Raw genomic sequence first — 14,407 nt, forward strand, 5'->3', positions numbered from 1 at the left:
AATCATGCGGCGTTGAGCTTCTTCTCCGCAGCTTCAGCGGCATGTTCTGCCGTGATGCCGAAATGCTTGTAGAGATCGTTGATCTCGCCCGAAGCGCCGAAGCCCTTCATGCCGATGAATATGCCGTTCTCGCCGATGAAGCGTTCCCAGCCGAGTGAGATTGCCGCTTCGATCGCCACCTTGACCGGCGCATTGCCGATGGTCGCGGTCTTGTAGGCATCGCTCTGCTGTTCGAAAAGCTCGAAGCAAGGAACCGAAACGACACGGGTGGCAATGCCTTTGCCTTCCAGCAGGTCGCGGGCCTTGAGTGCGATTTCCACTTCCGAACCGGTCGCGAAGATCGTCACCTTGGCATCCTTGCTTGCCGCAGCAAGTTCATAGGCGCCGAAAGCCGAAAGGTTTTCGTCGCGATGCTCGGTACGGACCGTTGGCAGGTTCTGGCGAGTCAGAGCCATCGTCGATGGCGTCTTCTTCGATTGCAGGGCAATCTGCCAGCATTCAGCCGCTTCGACAGCGTCGGCAGGGCGGAACACATTGTGGTTCGGAATGGCGCGCAAGGCGGCAAGCTGTTCTACCGGCTGGTGGGTCGGGCCGTCTTCACCAAGACCGATGGAGTCATGCGTCATCACGTAAACGACGCGGATGCCCATCAGCGAGGAAAGGCGCATAGCCGGACGGCAATAATCCGAGAAGGTCAGGAAGGTGCCGCCGTAAGGGATCAGCCCGCCATGCAGCGTCATGCCGTTCATGGCTGCTGCCATGCCGTGCTCACGGATACCGTAATGGACGTAACGCTGGCCGTAGTCTTCCGGCGTTATGGCCTTGGTCTGGCTCGTCTTGGTGTTGTTCGAACCGGTGAGATCGGCGGAGCCGCCGATGGTTTCCGGCACGACACCATTGATGACTTCCAGTGCCATTTCCGAAGACTTGCGGGTTGCGACCTTCGGCTTGTCCGCGGACAGCTTCTTCTTGTATTCGATGATGGTTGCATCGAAGTTGGAAGGCAGGTCGCCACGCATCCGGCGCTCGAATTCAGCGCGGGTGTCCGCTTCGACGGCAGCAAAGCGCTTTTCCCATTCCTGACGCTTCCTGGCGGCATTCAGACCGGCAACGCGCCAGCCGTCCAGCACTTCTGCCGGAACGACGAAGGGTTCAGCATTCCAGCCGAGCGCCTTGCGGGTTGCAGCGATTTCTTCAGCACCGAGCGGCGAGCCATGCACCTTGTTGGTGCCAGCCTTGTTTGGTGCGCCGAAGCCGATGGTCGTCTTGCAGGCGATGAGCGTCGGCTTGTCGGAAACCTTGGCCAGTTCGATTGCCTTGGCAATCGCATCCTGATCGTGACCATCAACAGCCATGGTGTTCCAGCCGGAAGCGGCGAAACGGGCTGGCTGATTGGTATTGTCGGAAAGCGTGACCGGGCCGTCGATCGAGATGTTGTTGTCATCCCAGAACACGATCAGCTTGTTCAGCTTCAGATGACCGGCAAGCGCGATGGCTTCCTGACTGATGCCTTCCATGAGGCAGCCGTCACCGGCAATCACATAGGTGTAATGGTTGACGAGGCTGTCGCCGAACTGTGCATTGAGGATACGTTCGGAAAGTGCCATGCCGACGGCATTGGCGATACCCTGTCCGAGCGGGCCGGTCGTCGTCTCGATACCGGCGGCGTGACCATATTCCGGATGGCCTGCTGTGCGCGAACCGAGCTGACGGAAATTCTTGATCTCGTCGATGGTGATGTCTTCGTAGCCCGAAAGATAGAGCAGCGAATAGAGCAGCATCGAGCCGTGGCCTGCGGAGAGCACGAAACGGTCGCGATCCGGCCAGTGCGGGTTCTGCGGGTCGTGCGAGAGAAAACGGGTATAAAGCGTCGTCGCTATATCGGCTGCACCCATCGGCAGGCCGGGATGGCCCGAATTGGCTTTCTCTACCGCGTCCATAGAGAGGAAGCGGATCGCGTTGGCCATCTGGTTTTGTTTGTCGGAATTGGTCATGGTCTCAGCCGTCTTTCCTTGGGAGGGGTTAACGGGGTTGCGGCGATGCCTTTTGCCTGAGCACGATCCGTGTCCAAAACGGCTTCATGCGTTTCGGGATCACGCTCCAGAAGGCATCGGGACACATAGCACCTGCGTATAAGGAGTCAATAAACCGATGACTTTTGGGCAATAAACTGTCCGCGACTAATCGATTGAGTTGTGTGGAAAGCTGTAGAACAATCACCGAAAAGCCGTTTTTGCACCGATAACGGTGCATGAACGTTTAGATGCGCCCCTCATTTGTTGCTTATCGGGCGGGTGATTATTACAATCTTTTCAAAGATGCCCGTCCCGCAGGCGCGATTCGATCCCCATAAGTTGGCCCGCGAATTGGCATTGGAAAGGATATGGATGGCACCCGAAACGACCCTCAGGCAAGTCTTGGAACGGCTGGAAAAGGCACTCAATACGCTTGAACAAGCGGTCGATCTGCGGCTGGACAAAGAAGGCGACTTCGCCGAGGCCGAGGAGGAGGTGCAGCGTATGAATGCGGATCGCAGCCGTCTCGCCCAGGAACTCGATCAGTCGGAAGCGCGCGCCGAGCGGCTGGAAGCTGCTAATCGCGAGGTTTCACGCCGCCTTGTGACTGCGATGGAGACAATCCGCGCCGTTCTGGACCGATAGGAGGCTACCATAGCGACCGTAACCGTTACCATTGATGGCAAGGCCTACCGCATGGCCTGCGACGAAGGACAGGAAGAACACCTGTCCGGGCTTGCCGACCGTTTCGATCAATATGTCACGCATCTCAAAACGTCCTTCGGGGAGATAGGCGATCTGCGCCTGACCGTCATGGCCGGGATCATGGTGATGGACGAAATGGCCGAGATGCAGAAACGTATCAACGGTCTGGAAAGCGAAGTTGAAACGCTGCGCCGTGCACGTGATGAAGCGCTTGGTCGCGCTGATAGCAACGATGCTGCCTTGACAGGCATGCTGTCGGATGTGGCGTCGCGCATCGAGCAGGTGGCTTCGCGCATCGCACCACGGAACAGCTGAACTTCGTTCAGATTTTTCTGAAAAGTTTTCCTGTTAAGCCGGTGTAAGCCACTGGCGTTCCCATCGGGCAGGTACTATATTGGGCCTTGGCGAACTGCGCTTCCCGACAGGTGTAACAGCATCCCCGGGGCCTTATTGATCTCTAAGGGAGCTGTCCCTGTGAAGGCTTGCGGGCTTTCGCATATGGCGCCCACCTACTTTGTAGGTTCCCGGGATCAATCACTACCATCGGTCGTCGTGGTCGCCGCTTTCTTTTCCTCTGGCTGTCGCAGGATAGCTATGAGCTTGATCTAACGGACAATGTGTTCGTAAACATGCGCAAAGCTCCAACGATTTGCGCATCTTGATGAAATCTCCTGAAACAGCATCGCCCGATTCATCGGAAAGACTGGCCGTCGCGGTACCCATCGCATTCGTCTACGGCCTTCTGCTCTATGTCATGATCTGGTCGGGCCAATATGCGGATGCGATGCCCGTCATTGCGGGCCTGATGCTGTTACCGATGGCTGTTGCCAGCCTTGCTTCGAGCCTTTCCGACCCGCGTGCGCAAAAAAGCCTGTGGCGGCATGTCCGTATGGGATGGGCTATCATCGCCGGGCTTGTCGTTATCAGCATGGTCTTTTTCCATGAAGCAGGAATTTGCGTGGCCATGGCCGCTCCGTTTTTCATGGTGTTCTCGGCGCTCGGTTCGACGGTGACCTTGTGGATCATCCGGCAATTTCGTTCGCGTCGCACCACGACGCTGGTGATTGCGCTGCCGCTGCTCGTTCTGCCAGCCGAACTTCAGATGTCCTACATCCCGCATGATGGCGCTGTAACCACGGTGATCGAGATCGCAGCGCCGCCGGAAGTCGTCTGGCAGCAGACGGTTGAAATCCGCAATGTGCGCCCGGACGAACTGTCGTGGACATTCAGCCATGGCATTCTTGGCGTGCCGCAGCCGGTGGATGCAAGGCTGAACGGTACTGGTGTTGGAGCGGTACGCGACTTGCAGTGGACGCATGGCGTCAATTTTCAGGAAATCGTCACGCAATGGGAAGAAAATCGGCTTCTGGCGTGGGATTTCCGCTTCGGCCCTGGCTCCATACCGCCCGAGGTGGAAGCGCATATCAAGGTCGACAGCACCTATCTGAAGCTTGCGCAGGGTGATTATCGTCTTGAGCCTCTCACGAATGGTCACACGCGTCTCACGCTGACGACCCATTATCAGATCGCCACGCCGATCGATTTTTACTGTGACCTGTGGGGCAAACTGTTCCTCAATGACTTCCACGGCGTTGTTTTGAAGGTCATTCGTGACCGCTCGGAGAAGGTCGCGTATGGCGCGGGCGGGGTCACTTGACGGATTGGCTCTTTGCGGTTCCACTGCATGGTGAAAAACGGCAGCAGGGAGTGGCTTGGAATGACGGCAACGGAGCGCAGCCCCGGTCTGGAAAAGCAGGAGCTTAGACGCAAGGTTCTGGCGGTCCGTGATGCGCTTGATCCGCGCTTTCATTACGAGGCTTCGCTGGCGGCAGCCAAAAAAGGTGAAGCTGCAATTGACGTTCCCAAAGGCACCTTGATTGCTGGTTATTGGCCGATCCGTTCTGAAATCGACCCACGCCCATTATTATCGGCGCTTCGCGCCAAGGGTGCCCGGCTTTGCCTCCCCGTTGTTCTGGACAAGGAAACGATTGCCTTTCGTGAATATCTGCCTGATGCCAGATTGCGTCAGACGGGTTTCGGCACGATGGGACCGGGAGCAGATGCGCCGATTGTCGATCCTGCGATCCTGTTGATGCCACTTGCAGGTTTTGATCAGCGTGGGCATCGACTTGGCTATGGTGCAGGACACTACGACCGCGCGCTGGCGCGGTTCACGGAACGCGGATTGCAGCCACTTCTGATCGGCATGGCCTTCGACTGCCAGGAAGTCGAGCATGTGCCAAATGAGCCGCATGATATCGCGCTCAACCAGATCCTGACGGAGAGCGGCTTGCGTTCGCTTGGCGCAGGTTTATAAGGCACTCCCATGAGATTGCTTTTTCTTGGTGATATGGTGGGCCGGTCGGGCCGGAATGCAGTTTATGAAAAGCTGCCGGGGCTGATTTCCGATCTGAAGCTGGACTTCATAATCGTCAACGGCGAAAACGCCGCGGGCGGCTTCGGCATTACGGAGGAGATTTTCCACGATACCATTCGTGCTGGCGCCGACGTCGTCACGACCGGCAATCACGTATGGGATCAACGCGAGGCGCTGGATTTCTCCAAGCGCGAAGACCGCTTTCTGCGCCCGGCAAACTTCCCGAAAGGCACAGCCGGAAAAGGCGAGGGGCTTTATATCGCCAAAAATGGCGCCCGCGTTCTCGTGTCGAACGTCATGGGCCGGGTGTTCATGCATCCCGATCTCGATGATCCGTTTATCGCGGCCGAGAAAATTCTGGAAGCCTGTCCCCTTGGCGAGCAGGCTGATGCCGTGTTCTTCGATTTCCATGCTGAGGCGACGAGCGAAAAGCAGTGTTTCGGTCATTTTGTCGACGGTCGCGCCAGCGCTGTTGTCGGGACTCACACGCATGTCCCGACTGCCGATTGCCAGATTTTGCGCAATGGCACAGCTTATATGTCTGATGCAGGCATGTGCGGTGATTATGATTCCTCACTCGGCATGGACAAGGAGGAGCCACTCAACCGCTTCCTGTCGAAAGTGCCCAAAGGACGGTTCGAAGCGGCGAATGGTCCGGCTACCGTCTGCGGTGTGGGCATAGAGATTTCGGATCGCACGGGGCTTGCAGAAAAGGCCGCTCCCTTGCGCATCGGTGCGCATCTGGAGGAAACTATTCCGGTATTCTGGCGATAACGTCTTATTTTAGCTTGAAGTATGATGTTATCTATAATTAGGCCGCTATTTTAATCCGGCAGCTTTCTGCCAGTTGAATGGATTTTCCAGACTACTATCTCCTTGCAACGAGTTTTTTTGCAAGGGGACGCAACTCAATGGATTTTTTTGCCGAGTATCTGGGATTTCTTTCGACCCCTGCCGGCTGGGCCGCGCTGGTTACGCTGGTGACGATGGAAGTCGTCCTCGGTATCGACAATCTGATCTTCATCTCGATCCTTACCAACAAGCTGCCCGCCTCGCAGCAGGCGCGCGCCCGCCGCATCGGCATTGGCGCGGCGCTCATCCTGCGCCTGGCGCTTCTTTTCACGATCTCGATCATCGTCCAGCTCAAGGATCCGATCTTCGAGGCGTTCGGTCATGGCTTTTCCTGGCGTGACATCATCCTGATTGCTGGCGGCCTGTTTCTTGTCTGGAAGGCGACCAAGGAAATTCACCACACGGTCGATCCCGATGATGGCAAGGAAAATATCGGTGGCAAGGTGGCTCAGCTCACCATGGGTGCCGCCATCGTGCAGATCCTGATCCTTGATCTGGTTTTCTCGGTCGATTCGATCATCACCGCCGTCGGCATGACCGATGAGATCGCCATTATGGTCATTGCCGTGGTCGCAGCCGTTACCGTCATGCTGCTTGCAGCCGATCCGCTTTCGCGGTTCATCGCGGCGAACCCAACCATCGTCATGCTGGCGCTGGGCTTCCTGCTGATGATCGGCATGACGCTGATTGCCGACGGTTTCGGCTTCCACGTTCCCAAGGGCTATATCTACGCCGCCATGGGCTTTTCGGCGCTGGTCGAGGCGCTCAATATGATGGCCCGGCGAAAGCGCAAAAGCCAACAGTAAAAGCCAGATACAACAAGGCCACCCGTCTCATCCTGAGGCGGGTGGCCTCGTTATTTTAACGCCGTGAAACTGGTCTGTTGTGGCAATTCTCGTGCAGAGGTTCGACCATTCGCAACGCTCGCAGGCTTTGCGTAGTGTGCCTTCTGCAAAAGCGCTGCGCATTACGGCAAGCCGCTCTGCGTCGAGCCCGAAACGGTTCTGCGTGGAAAGCGTCTGGCCGAGAAGTTTGCCTACGGCCTCCAATGCCAGCCGGTCACGCTCGCGAACACTCGCTTCGTAACAATGGCAATCGCCCCCGCAGAGCAGGGGCGCGCAAATGTCGTCCGGGCCATCGACGAGAAGAATATCTTCTCCTTCGCTCAGCCGCCCGGCAATCCTGTCGTAGTTCTCGACGAAAGCCGGGCTGTAGCCTTTGCCGACAAAAGTCAGCATGCAAAGGAGGTGATGGCCGCGCAGGCGTACTGTCACCTGGCAGATCAGGCCTTGCCGTCGCGGGCGATGGCCTTGAGGATCGCAGCGCCGAGAGCCGACTTGATGAGGGCGCCGACGAGGAACGGCGTCACGCCGAAGGCAACAGCCTTTTCAAGGCCAATGATGCTGGACAGCCAGGCCGCGCCAAGAGCAAGGCAGACCACATTGGCGGCAAGGAACGAAACGAAGGCGAGGCCGACGCGGTTACCGTTCCAGCCGCGTTCGGCCAGATAGCCGGTCAGCGCGGCGATGATCGGGAAGGAAACGAGATAGCCTGCGGTCGGGCCTGCGAAATGCGGAAGACCACCAGCGCCGCCTGCAAGGACCGGAAGTCCGAGCATGGCTTCGCCGAGCCAGGCCAAAACCGTGGCCATGCCAAGACGCCAGCCATAAAGCGCGCCGATCAGCGGAACGATCAGGGTCTGCAGCGTGATCGGAACCGGAATCATCGGAACTTCGATCTGCGACGAGATGGCGAGAACCAGCGTACCAAGCGCAACGGCCGCAAGGCGCATCGCAGGGGAGCGGGATTCCAGATTGAGCGGGCTGAAGGATGGGCGCGTCTGGGTGATGGTCGTCATAGCTTCCTCAAATTATAGATAAAATTGAGATTCGATCTATATCTTCTTAAAGCTCCTGACGATAAACGCAAGAGGTGGTGCAAAGAGAACGGCGCGTGGTTGTGGGAGACGCGCGCCGAGACTCTGTCGCGCAGACGAAAATCTGCACGAGTGACCAGAATGGCGACGATGAAAAAGAGGTGCTTATCTGTGCAAGCGCCTGATCAACCGACAATCGCAAACGAATCGCGCGTCTTGCCCGATGCGGTCTTGACCGGACGGTGTCCAATCCATTGTACATGACGAGCGAGAATGGTCACTGCGCTCTCGACATCGTTCTGGCGCAGCGCCTGCAATATGGCGCGATGGTCGTGGTCGGTGCGGGTTTCCCATTCCGACCGCCAGGTCGCGAAGAGAAACCGGGCGCTGGCAGCGTGAAGATCATCGATGGCTGCAAGCAGGCGCGGCATCTTGCATGGTTCGAGGATGAGCCGATGGAAGCGGCGATTGGCGTCTTCCCAGCTTCTGACATCGCGTGACTTGTCGCCTTCCAGTGTGGCCTGTTCGGCGGCATCAAGCGTTGCCTGCGTGATGTGCGGGGCTGCATGGCGCAGCGCCAGGACTTCCAGAGCGGCCCGCATTTCCGCCACTTCCCTGATTTCGCCGATGTCGAACGATGCAACCCGAACGCCACGCCGAGGTTCGGAAACAGCAAGCCCCTGAGCCTCCAGTCGCCGGAATGCTTCGCGCACCGGCACATGGCTGGTCTCGAACTCTTCGGCAATGTGATCCTGTCGCAGTTTCGTGCCGGGCTCGATCTCACCGGCGATGATGCGGTCGGCAAGAATGCGGCTGATACGGGCTGCGATGGTTTCGCTGGGGGTGTTCTGGGCGGGCTGAATCATGAATTTATAGATAATCCGCTTTGCCTGGCGGGTCGAGCAATATTGCTTTTGTTGACAGAGATTCGGGGGGCACCGGCGCTTTTGCTGGACGAATGGGCCTGAATTCCTTATAACGCCGCCATTCTGCACGGAAAGCACTGTGGCCCGGCATGTGGCCCTTCTCTGCTTGATCTCTGTTTCATGCGTGACGCTTTCTCCGTGCACAGCATTTTAAACAGAACAGGGGTGCCATGGCCGGCCATTCACAGTTTAAGAATATCATGCACCGCAAGGGCCGTCAGGATGCGGTGCGGTCGAAAATGTTTTCCAAGCTCGGACGCGAAATCACCGTCGCTGCCAAGCAGGGTCTGCCTGACCCCACGATGAACCCGCGCCTGCGTCTGGCGATCCAGAACGCCAAGGCGCAGTCCATGCCGAAAGACAATATCGAGCGCGCCATCAAGAAGGCCGCGGGTAACGACGGCGAGAATTATGATGAAGTGCGCTACGAGGGCCGTGGCCCCGGCGGCGTATCGGTTATCGTGGAAGCACTGACGGACAATCGTAACCGCACGGCATCGAATGTGCGTGCAGCCTTCACGAAGTCGGGCGGTGCGCTGGGCGAAACCGGTTCGGTGTCCTTCATGTTCGACCGTGTTGGCGAAATCGTCTACAAGTCCTCCGTCGGCGACGCCGACAAGGTTATGGAAGCGGCCATCGAAGCCGGTGCTGACGATGTGCAGTCCGGTGAAGAAGAACACGTCATCATCTGCGCGTTCGAAGATATCGGCGAAGTGTCCAAGGCTCTGGAAGCTGCTCTCGGTGAAGCCGAATCGATCAAGACGATCTGGAAGCCGCAGACCAATACCGAGCTGGATGAGGAAAAGGCGCGTTCGGTTCTCAAGCTTCTCAACGTGCTCGAAGACGATGACGACGTGCAGAACGTTTACACGAACTTCGAAGTCAGCGACGAAGTGATGGAAAAGCTGAGCGCCTGATTTCTCGTGCTCACAACAATGATGCAAAACTCCCGGTTATCCGGGAGTTTTTTTGTGCCCTGATGAATGAAATTCAGGCATAAAAAAACCCCGCCGAGGCGGGGCTTTTCAACCAGATGCAATATCAGATTAGATGCCGAGATTGCCGAAACGGTTCTTGAACTTCGTAACGCGACCGCCGCGATCGAGCAGGGTCTGCGAACCGCCCGTCCAGGCTGGATGGGTGGTCGGGTCGATATCGAGGTTCATCGTATCGCCTTCTTTGCCCCAGGTCGAACGGGTCATGTATTCGGTGCCATCGGTCATCACGACCTTGATGGTGTGGTAGTCGGGATGGATATTGGCTTTCATCTTCTCAATCCTGAAAGTCTGGGGTGAAAAGCGCAGCCTTGACTATCGAAACTGCGGCACTTTCGCCCAATGGCAGATATGAAGACCCATTACCTACAGGCAACGGCTTCCAAAAGGGTTGGCGAGCCTATACATCAGGCGCACGGCAATAACAAGGGCGCAAACACAAGAATGGCCGACCGGGATACTGAAATTGATATGAATCACGAATTGACTGCAGAAGATGGCCGCAAACGCCGCACGCTGAAGCCGCTGAAGAGAGTTTTGCCGTTTCTGGCACCCTATAAGGTCCTGGTTGCAGGCGCGCTCTTTTCGCTGGTGCTGGCCGCTGTAACGACCCTTGCCGTGCCCGTCGCGCTGCGTCGCATGATCGACCATGGCTTTACGGGTTCGAATGCGATCTTCGTCAATAATTACTTCGGCATGCTCGTGTTGCTGGCGCTCATTCTCGCGCTGGCGTCGGGCCTGCGTTATTTCTTCGTGATCTCGCTCGGCGAGCGAGTGGTCGCGGATTTGCGCAATGCGGTCTTTTCGCATGTGACGGCGCTTTCGCCGGAATTCTTCGACCGGTCACAGTCGGGTGAAATCGTTTCGCGCCTGTCGTCGGACACGACGCAGATCAAGTCGGTGGTGGGCGCTACGGCCTCTGTCGCGCTGCGCAACATGATTCTGGGTGTCGGCGCGCTGGCGATGATGGTCGTGACCAGCCCGAAGCTTTCTGCGCTGGTCATTGCTGCCATCCCGATCATCGTTGTGCCCCTGATCGCCTTCGGACGCTCGGTGCGTCGCCGTTCCCGTATGACGCAGGACATGCTGGCGAAGGCCAATGCCTATGCCAGCGAACAGATCGGCGCGATGCGCACGCTGCAGGCCTTCACCAACGAGAATATGGTGGTCGGGCGTTTTGGCAGCGCGGTAGAAAAAGCCTTTCAGGCGGCGCGTTCCTCCATTCAGGCGCGTGCGATCCTAACGGCCTTTGCCATTTTCCTGATCTTCTCCAGCATTGTTGCGGTGCTCTGGTTCGGTTCGCGTGATGTGCTGGCCGGCACGATGTCTGCCGGTACGCTCGGTCAATTCGTGCTTTATGCCGTGTTCGCAGGCAGCTCCTTCGGCGCCTTGTCGGAAGTGGGTGGGGAACTGGCGCAGGCGGCAGGGGCTACGGAGCGGCTTGTCGAAATTCTGGACGAGCAGCCGGGTATTGCCGCGCCTTTGAAACCTGTTGCCATGCCGGTGCCGCCACGCGGTGAGGTCGTGTTCGATTCCGTGCATTTTTCCTATCCGACGCGTCCGGATGCACCGTCGCTCAATGGCGTCAGCTTCACTGTGAAGCCCGGCGAGACTGTTGCGATTGTCGGTCCCTCGGGTGCAGGCAAGAGCACGATCTTCGCGCTCGTCATGCGCTATTACGATCCGCAGTCAGGCAAGATCCTGATCGACGGCGTGGCTTTGCCTGATGCTGACCCGCAGGCCGTTCGGGCGCGCATCTCAACCGTGCCGCAGGATGTGGCGATTTTCGCCACCAGCGTGCGCGAAAACATCGCCTTCGGTAGACCCGGAGCGAGCGACGAGGAGATTGTGGCAGCGGCAAAGGCAGCCCTTGCGCATGATTTCATCATGGCGCTCGACAAGGGCTATGACACGGAAGTCGGCGAACGCGGTGTGACGCTTTCAGGGGGGCAGCGCCAGCGCATCGCCATTGCGCGGGCAATCTTGCGTGCTGCGCCCATCCTTCTTCTTGATGAAGCGACATCGGCGCTTGATGCTGAAAGCGAGATGCTTGTGCAAAAGGCTCTGGACAGTCTGATGGCTGATCGCACGACGCTTGTCGTCGCGCACCGGCTTGCCACCGTGCTCAAGGCCGACCGCATTCTGGTGCTCGACCATGGCCATATTGTCGAAGAAGGCACACATCAAAGCCTTGTCGAGAAGGGCGGCATCTATGCCCGTCTCGCCAAGCTGCAATTCGAGGCAGGTGCTGGAGCCTTCGCTGCGAAGTGAAACGGGGGGCGTTGCCCCCGTTATTTCTTCTTATCGTTCGGTCAGCTTCAGCTCGATGCGCCGGTTCTTAGATCGGGCATCGGCTGTGTCGGAGGCGTCGAGCGGTTGATATTCCCCGAAACCTGCTGCAACGAGCCTATTGGCGGGGACGCCATTGGCGATCAGGAATTTGACCACTGCGGTTGCGCGGGCTGACGAAAGCTCCCAGTTGTCGCGGAAGCGTCCCGTGCCAGTCAGAGGCACATTATCCGTGTGACCGTCGACACGCAGTACCCAGTTGATGTCATCCGGGATTTCCTGATTGAGCTGGATCACCGCGTCGGCAAGTTTCTTCATCTCGTCCTGACCGGCAGGATTGATATCCGCCGAGCCTGTCGGGAAAAGAACTTCCGACTGGAAGACGAAGCGGTCGCCGACGATACGGATATTCTCCTTGTCCGACAGGATTTCACGCAGGCGTCCGAAGAAGTCGGAACGATAGCGGTTCAGCTCCTGCACACGCTGCGCCAATGCGACATTCAGGCGGCGACCGAGATCGGCGATCTTGGCGTTCGATTCGCGGTCGCGACTTTCTGAAGCGTTGAGCGCATCTTCAAGTGCTGCGATCTGGCGGCGAAGGGCTGAAATCTGCTGGTTCAGCAGTTCCACCTGACTGAGTGCACGAGCGCTGACCTGCTTTTCGGCATCAAGGCTTTCGGACAGTTCGCCAGCGCGCTTTTCAGCGGCAGCACCTGCGCCGCTGCCTTCGTTCAAAAGGCTTTGCAGACGTGAACGCTCGCTTTCCGTGCTGGACAGCGAAGCCTGCAGATTGGCGATGGTGTCCTGCATGTCCTGCGAATTGCTGCGCTCCAGCGACAGAAGCTGTGTCAGTTCCTGTATCTGGCTATTGAGCCGTGCGAGAACGCTATCCTTGTTGTTCACCTCGCGGCTGAGCAGGAATTGCGCCAGCACGAAGACGGTAAGCAGGAACATGATTGCGAGCAGCAGCGTCGTCAGGGCATCGACGAAGCCCGGCCAGTAATCGACATGCCTCTGGGAGCGGCGGTTGCGGGCGAGGGACATGGCTGCTTACTCCGCCTTGTCCGTGCGATCGGATTTGCGGTCGTGCGAGCGCTCGCCGATGGCCTTGGTGAGACGATCAAGCGTCTGGCGGATAGCCTTCTGCTCGTCCGCTTGTTTTTCCACCCAGTCGCGCATGATCTGCTGCTCGCTGCGCATGTTCTTGACGAGGCCCTGTATGCCTTCGGCAAGATTGGCCAGCGCTGCCGTGGTGCGCTGCGTGGATGCGTCGCCGCCATGCAGGTTCTGCAATCGGTCGGCCAGAACGCGGATTTCTTCCGTGCCTCCGTTCTGGTCGGCACCGATATCGGAACCGAGATCGGTGACGGAGGAAAGCCAGTTTTCCAGTTCTGTATAGAAACGATTTTGCGCGCGGCCCGCCTGAAGGTCGAGGAAGCCGAGAATCAGCGAGCCGGAAAGACCGAACAGCGAAGACGAGAAGGCTGTGCCCATGCCGGAAAGCGGAGCTTGCAAGCCTGCCTTCAACGCATCCAGCACATCGCCGGTGCTTCCTGAATTCGGGTCGAGGGTCTGAATAGTGCGCCCGATGGAGCCGACCGTTTCGAGAAGGCCCCAGAATGTTCCGAGCAGACCAAGAAAGACCAGAAGTCCGATCAGATAGCGCGATATATCCCGGCTTTCATCAAGACGTGTCGCGATGGAATCGAGGATCGAACGCATGGAGGCAGTGGAAAGCGCCATCGACTGGCGGCGGCCGATCAAAGCCCGCATCGGTGCAAGCAGGACGGGCGGTCGCGTGGTGCCGTCGCGGTCACCGTCGCGGAATGAGTTGACCCAGCGAATCTCTGGCAGAAGTCGCAACACCTGTCCGAAGGCCAGCAGAATACCGACCAGAAGAACGCCGAGAATGAGCCCGTTAAGGCCGGGATTGGTGACGAAGAACGTATGGATCTGCCGCATCAGGATCGCGGCCAGAAAAGCCACGATAATAAGGAAGATCGCCATGGAGAGAATGACAATGCGCGGGCTCGACAGGCGGTAGGGGTCGTAATCGCGTCCCTCGTCCAGACGGTCCCGGGAAACTCTCAAATCGCTCATGCGTTCCGCTCCATGGTCGCGTGTTTGAAAAGAAGCCTACTTCATTAATTCGTGAAGCGGAATCATTGGAACAAGAAAATTACGCGGATTTGTGGAGTGTGCTGTCAGGCTCGCGGGATGGTCTGAATATCGTAGAGCAAAAAGTTTATAATATTAAATCCCGTGATCTTAATATAATTTATTTCTTATATATACCTATATAATTGATGGTAATAAATAAATTATAAGTTGCTATTTTTAAGTTTTCTAATTTTGATAATTATTGCTTCGTA

Annotated in this window: 15 protein-coding genes and 1 other RNA gene; 9 read left to right on the top strand and 7 right to left on the bottom strand. The window is 57.5% G+C overall.

Annotation, left to right across the window (positions count from 1 at the left end; all coding sequences use genetic code 11):
- Window positions 1-2: 2 nt before the first annotated feature.
- Window positions 3-1,994 (bottom strand): transketolase, encoded by a 1,992-nt coding sequence (gene tkt / locus OANT_RS06135; RefSeq protein ID WP_012091321.1) that lies wholly within the window; start codon window positions 1,992-1,994, stop codon window positions 3-5.
- A gap of 393 nt (window positions 1,995-2,387) precedes the next feature.
- Between tkt and OANT_RS06140 the strand changes: the two genes are divergently transcribed.
- The 7 genes from OANT_RS06140 to OANT_RS06165 all read left to right on the top strand — a co-directional run bounded on the left by OANT_RS06140 (window position 2,388) and on the right by OANT_RS06165 (window position 6,755).
- Complete coding sequence (locus OANT_RS06140) at window positions 2,388-2,660, top strand: DUF4164 domain-containing protein (protein ID WP_010661399.1); 273 nt, start codon at window positions 2,388-2,390, stop codon at window positions 2,658-2,660.
- A 9-nt stretch (window positions 2,661-2,669) separates the two neighbouring features.
- Window positions 2,670-3,035 (top strand): cell division protein ZapA, encoded by a 366-nt coding sequence (locus tag OANT_RS06145; RefSeq protein WP_029376275.1) that lies wholly within the window; start codon window positions 2,670-2,672, stop codon window positions 3,033-3,035.
- Between the two features lie 88 nt (window positions 3,036-3,123).
- Window positions 3,124-3,282, top strand: a non-coding RNA gene (ssrS, locus tag OANT_RS25500) — 6S RNA.
- Between the two features lie 99 nt (window positions 3,283-3,381).
- On the top strand, window positions 3,382-4,377 hold the full coding sequence (locus OANT_RS06150) for an SRPBCC family protein (RefSeq protein WP_012091322.1): 996 nt from the start codon (window positions 3,382-3,384) through the stop codon (window positions 4,375-4,377).
- A 60-nt stretch (window positions 4,378-4,437) separates the two neighbouring features.
- Window positions 4,438-5,037, top strand: a complete 600-nt coding sequence (locus OANT_RS06155) for a 5-formyltetrahydrofolate cyclo-ligase (RefSeq protein ID WP_012091323.1) — start codon at window positions 4,438-4,440, stop codon at window positions 5,035-5,037.
- A 9-nt stretch (window positions 5,038-5,046) separates the two neighbouring features.
- Window positions 5,047-5,871: a TIGR00282 family metallophosphoesterase gene (locus tag OANT_RS06160; protein WP_012091324.1), complete on the top strand. Its 825-nt coding sequence runs from the start codon at window positions 5,047-5,049 to the stop codon at window positions 5,869-5,871.
- Window positions 5,872-6,008: 137 nt separating this feature from the next.
- Entirely contained in the window at window positions 6,009-6,755 is a 747-nt protein-coding gene (locus OANT_RS06165; RefSeq protein WP_012091325.1) for a TerC family protein, read from the top strand.
- A 27-nt stretch (window positions 6,756-6,782) separates the two neighbouring features.
- On the opposite strand, the gene OANT_RS06170 is transcribed toward OANT_RS06165, so the two are convergent.
- The 3 genes from OANT_RS06170 to OANT_RS06180 all read right to left on the bottom strand — a co-directional run bounded on the left by OANT_RS06170 (window position 6,783) and on the right by OANT_RS06180 (window position 8,691).
- Window positions 6,783-7,223, bottom strand: a complete 441-nt coding sequence (locus tag OANT_RS06170) for a DUF1284 domain-containing protein (protein WP_012091326.1) — start codon at window positions 7,221-7,223, stop codon at window positions 6,783-6,785.
- Window positions 7,224-7,231: 8 nt separating this feature from the next.
- Window positions 7,232-7,807: a biotin transporter BioY gene (locus OANT_RS06175; RefSeq protein WP_012091327.1), complete on the bottom strand. Its 576-nt coding sequence runs from the start codon at window positions 7,805-7,807 to the stop codon at window positions 7,232-7,234.
- Between the two features lie 203 nt (window positions 7,808-8,010).
- On the bottom strand, window positions 8,011-8,691 hold the full coding sequence (locus OANT_RS06180; RefSeq protein ID WP_012091328.1) for a GntR family transcriptional regulator: 681 nt from the start codon (window positions 8,689-8,691) through the stop codon (window positions 8,011-8,013).
- 230 nt (window positions 8,692-8,921) lie between these two features.
- Here OANT_RS06180 and OANT_RS06185 point away from each other — a divergent pair, with 230 nt between their 5' ends.
- Window positions 8,922-9,668: a YebC/PmpR family DNA-binding transcriptional regulator gene (locus tag OANT_RS06185; RefSeq protein ID WP_010661390.1), complete on the top strand. Its 747-nt coding sequence runs from the start codon at window positions 8,922-8,924 to the stop codon at window positions 9,666-9,668.
- Window positions 9,669-9,797: 129 nt separating this feature from the next.
- Here the strand turns inward: OANT_RS06185 and rpmE are convergent, their stop codons facing one another.
- Window positions 9,798-10,019, bottom strand: coding sequence for a 50S ribosomal protein L31 (gene rpmE, locus OANT_RS06190; RefSeq protein WP_002964804.1), 222 nt, complete (start codon window positions 10,017-10,019; stop codon window positions 9,798-9,800).
- Window positions 10,020-10,088: 69 nt separating this feature from the next.
- On the opposite strand from rpmE, the gene OANT_RS06195 reads away from it, so the two are divergent.
- Window positions 10,089-12,017 (top strand): ABC transporter transmembrane domain-containing protein, encoded by a 1,929-nt coding sequence (locus tag OANT_RS06195; protein WP_029376274.1) that lies wholly within the window; start codon window positions 10,089-10,091, stop codon window positions 12,015-12,017.
- A gap of 30 nt (window positions 12,018-12,047) precedes the next feature.
- Here OANT_RS06195 and OANT_RS06200 read toward each other — a convergent pair whose 3' ends face one another.
- Together OANT_RS06200 and OANT_RS06205 are read right to left on the bottom strand one after the other, a co-directional pair.
- Complete coding sequence (locus OANT_RS06200) at window positions 12,048-13,079, bottom strand: peptidoglycan -binding protein (RefSeq protein ID WP_010661388.1); 1,032 nt, start codon at window positions 13,077-13,079, stop codon at window positions 12,048-12,050.
- A 6-nt stretch (window positions 13,080-13,085) separates the two neighbouring features.
- Window positions 13,086-14,135 carry a MotA/TolQ/ExbB proton channel family protein gene (locus OANT_RS06205; RefSeq protein ID WP_012091329.1) on the bottom strand — a complete coding sequence of 350 codons (1,050 nt, stop codon included), beginning with the start codon at window positions 14,133-14,135 and terminating at the stop codon, window positions 13,086-13,088.
- Window positions 14,136-14,407: the final 272 nt, after the last annotated feature.

This window comes from Brucella anthropi ATCC 49188 (assembly GCF_000017405.1).
In the GTDB taxonomy this organism is placed as follows: domain Bacteria; phylum Pseudomonadota; class Alphaproteobacteria; order Rhizobiales; family Rhizobiaceae; genus Brucella; species Brucella anthropi.

What these genes read in the sequence shown, in the direction of transcription:
- OANT_RS06185 (WP_010661390.1), top strand. Translation starts at nt 8,922, where the DNA reads ATGGCCGGCCATTCACAGTTTAAGAATATCATGCACCGCAAGGGCCGT.
- OANT_RS06140 (WP_010661399.1), top strand. Translation starts at nt 2,388, where the DNA reads ATGGCACCCGAAACGACCCTCAGGCAAGTCTTGGAACGGCTGGAAAAG.
- rpmE (WP_002964804.1), bottom strand. Translation starts at nt 10,019, where the DNA reads ATGAAAGCCAATATCCATCCCGACTACCACACCATCAAGGTCGTGATG.
- tkt (WP_012091321.1), bottom strand. Translation starts at nt 1,994, where the DNA reads ATGACCAATTCCGACAAACAAAACCAGATGGCCAACGCGATCCGCTTC.
- OANT_RS06175 (WP_012091327.1), bottom strand. Translation starts at nt 7,807, where the DNA reads ATGACGACCATCACCCAGACGCGCCCATCCTTCAGCCCGCTCAATCTG.
- OANT_RS06205 (WP_012091329.1), bottom strand. Translation starts at nt 14,135, where the DNA reads ATGAGCGATTTGAGAGTTTCCCGGGACCGTCTGGACGAGGGACGCGAT.
- OANT_RS06160 (WP_012091324.1), top strand. Translation starts at nt 5,047, where the DNA reads ATGAGATTGCTTTTTCTTGGTGATATGGTGGGCCGGTCGGGCCGGAAT.
- OANT_RS06165 (WP_012091325.1), top strand. Translation starts at nt 6,009, where the DNA reads ATGGATTTTTTTGCCGAGTATCTGGGATTTCTTTCGACCCCTGCCGGC.
- OANT_RS06195 (WP_029376274.1), top strand. Translation starts at nt 10,089, where the DNA reads ATGGCAGATATGAAGACCCATTACCTACAGGCAACGGCTTCCAAAAGG.
- OANT_RS06200 (WP_010661388.1), bottom strand. Translation starts at nt 13,079, where the DNA reads ATGTCCCTCGCCCGCAACCGCCGCTCCCAGAGGCATGTCGATTACTGG.
- OANT_RS06155 (WP_012091323.1), top strand. Translation starts at nt 4,438, where the DNA reads ATGACGGCAACGGAGCGCAGCCCCGGTCTGGAAAAGCAGGAGCTTAGA.
- OANT_RS06180 (WP_012091328.1), bottom strand. Translation starts at nt 8,691, where the DNA reads ATGATTCAGCCCGCCCAGAACACCCCCAGCGAAACCATCGCAGCCCGT.
- OANT_RS06150 (WP_012091322.1), top strand. Translation starts at nt 3,382, where the DNA reads ATGAAATCTCCTGAAACAGCATCGCCCGATTCATCGGAAAGACTGGCC.